This window comes from Streptomyces lonarensis (genome assembly GCF_012033735.1).
GTDB classification, from domain to species: Bacteria; Actinomycetota; Actinomycetes; order Streptomycetales; family Streptomycetaceae; genus Streptomyces; species Streptomyces lonarensis.
Window position 1 is genome coordinate 1 of sequence record NZ_JAAVJD010000415.1, and the last position, 2424, is coordinate 2424.

At 75.1% G+C, this 2424-nt stretch carries 3 protein-coding genes; 2 read left to right on the plus strand and 1 reads right to left on the minus strand.

What is annotated here, in order from left to right:
- Nucleotides 1-86 precede the first annotated feature (86 nt).
- On the minus strand, nt 87-1136 hold the full coding sequence (locus HCN56_RS25155; protein ID WP_167974897.1) for an LLM class F420-dependent oxidoreductase: 1050 nt from the start codon (nt 1134-1136) through the stop codon (nt 87-89).
- A gap of 102 nt (nt 1137-1238) precedes the next feature.
- Between HCN56_RS25155 and HCN56_RS25160 the strand changes: the two genes are divergently transcribed.
- Together HCN56_RS25160 and HCN56_RS25165 are read left to right on the plus strand one after the other, a co-directional pair.
- Nucleotides 1239-2225, plus strand: a complete 987-nt coding sequence (locus HCN56_RS25160) for an aldo/keto reductase (RefSeq protein ID WP_167974899.1) — start codon at nt 1239-1241, stop codon at nt 2223-2225.
- The coding region (locus tag HCN56_RS25165) for a hypothetical protein (protein WP_167974901.1) at nt 2222-2424 on the plus strand (203 nt) is incomplete at its 3' end. The genes HCN56_RS25160 and HCN56_RS25165, both read left to right, overlap by 4 nt.

Sequence of the window (2424 nt, forward strand, 5' to 3'; positions counted from 1 at the left end):
CTTCGCCGGCGACCCGGGCGCACCGGACGGCGGTGGCCCCGGCGCGGTGTCGTGCTCCGGCCGGTGTGCTCCGGCCGGCGTCCGGCTCAGGCCAGGCCGGCTCGTTCCAACGCGGCGACGCCCGTGCGCAGTGCCTGCAGCCGGTCCTCCAGCGCGTGGCCCGCGGGCACCAGCGAGAGCGTGGTCACCCCGGCGTCCGCGTAGGCCTGCATGCGGTCCGCGATCCGCTCCATGGGCCCGAGCAGCGTGGTGGAGTCGATGAGGTCGTGCGGCACCGCGGCGGCGGCGCCCTCCTTGTCGCCGGCGAGGTAGCGCTCCTGGATCTCCGCGGCGGCCTTCTCGTACCCCATCCGCTGGGCGAGGCGGTTGTAGAAGTTCTGCTTGCGGCTGCCCATGCCGCCGACGTAGAGCGCGGTGTAGGAGCGGAACCCGTCGGCGAGGGCCGCCGTGTCGTCGCCGACCGCCATCGGGACGGAAGGCACGATGTCGAACCCGTCCAGGGTCTGCCCGGCGGTGGCACGACCGGCCCGCAGCGGCGCGAGCGTGGTCTGCTCCGCGTGCTCCGGGGCGAAGAAGACGAGGAGCGCGCCGTCGGCGATCTCGCCGGTCTGCTCCAGGTTCTTCGGGCCGATCGCGGCGATGTAGAGCGGGATGTGCTCCCGGACCGGGTGGACGGTGAGCTTGAGCGGCTTGCCCGGCCCGTCGGGCAGCGGGAGGGTCCAGTGCTCGCCCTGGTGGCTGAGCCGCTCGCGGGCCATCGCCGTCCGCACGATCTCGACGTACTCGCGGGTGCGGCCCAGCGGCTTGTCGAAGCGGACGCCGTACCAGCCCTCGGAGACCTGGGGGCCGGAGACGCCGAGCCCGAGCCGGAAGCGGCCGCCGGAGAGCGAGTCGAGGGTCGCGGCGGTCATCGCCGTCATCGCGGGGGCCCGTGCGGGGATCTGGAGGATGGCGGAGCCGACGTCGATCCGTTCGGTGTGGGCGGCGACCCAGGAGAGCACGGTCGGGACGTCCGAGCCGTACGCCTCGGCGGCCCAACAGACCGCGTACCCGAGGCGGTCCGCCTCGCGGGCCACCGCGAGGTTGTCCGCGTCCATCCCGGCTCCCCAGTAGCCGAGGTTGATACCGAGGCGCATCCGTACTCCTTCGTCGCGGTGGGCGGCCTCCCCCGGTGCTACCGGTGGGTAACCTGTAGGCACTCCGGACTGTAGCCTGTCCCGCAAGTACGCTCAACGCCCATGGAGCCACGGCATTTGGGCCGCACCGGCCTGCGCGTTCCCCCGTTGGGCCTCGGGACGCTGACCTGGGGGCGCGAGGTCGGCGAACGCGACGCCGCGGAACTGCTGCGCACCTTCTGGCGCGCCGGCGGCAGCCTGGTGGACACCGCCGACGTCTACGCGGACGGCGGCGCGGAGTACATGCTGGGCCGGATGCTCGGCGGCTTCGTCCCCCGGCGCGATCTGGTCATCGCCACCAAGGCGGGCAGCGTCGCCGACCCGCACCGCCGCGTCGACGGCTCGCGCGGCCACCTCCTCGACTCGCTGGACGCCTCGCTGGCACGGCTGGGGACCGACTACGTGGACCTCTGGCAGCTCCACGCCTACGACACCGCGACCCCGCTGGAGGAGACCCTGCAGGCGGTCGACGACGCGGTCCGCAGCGGCCGCGTGCGGTACGCCGGGGTCACCGGCTACTGCGGCTGGCAGCTGGCGAAGGCGGGCACCTGGCAGCTGGCCGACGCGGGGCGGCGCTGCCGGCTGAGCACCACTCAGATGGAGTACTCCCTGCTGCAGCGCGGCGTCGAGCGGGAGGTCGTGCCCGCCGCGCTGGACCTGGGGATCGGGCTGCTGCCGTCCTCGCCGCTCGGGCGGGGCGTACTGACGGCGAAGTACCGCGGGGGAGCGCGCCCGGCCGGTTCGCGCGCCGTCTCCGACCAGCTGTCCGCGTTCGTGGCGCCCTACCTGGACCAGAAGGCGGGGCGGGTGGTGGACGCGGTCCGCACCGCAGCCGACGGCCTGGGGGCGACCCCGCTCCAGGTGGCGCTGGCGTGGGTGCGCGACCGCCCCGGGGTGGTCGCACCGCTGGTCGGCGCGCGGACCAGCGCGCAGTTGGAGGCGGCGTTGTCGGTGGCGGACCTTACGCTTCCCGAGGAGATCCGCCGCGCGCTGGACGATGTGTCGGCGCCGGTGCACCACTACCCCGACCAGGACTGGAGCACGCTGTGACCGATGGCAGCCCGGCGGCGGACGACGGGCAGCGGCCCGGGGCGAAGCCCGAGGAGCTGATGGCCGCGGTACGCGCCGTGGAGAAGGGCGAGCGGCCCGCCGCGGAGTTCTTCGCCGCGCCCGCGCCGACCCCCCGCCGGCGGGCCGCCCCCGCCCCCGGAGGGCCGGGGCGGGCACGGGCGAGGGCCGCCGGGTGCAG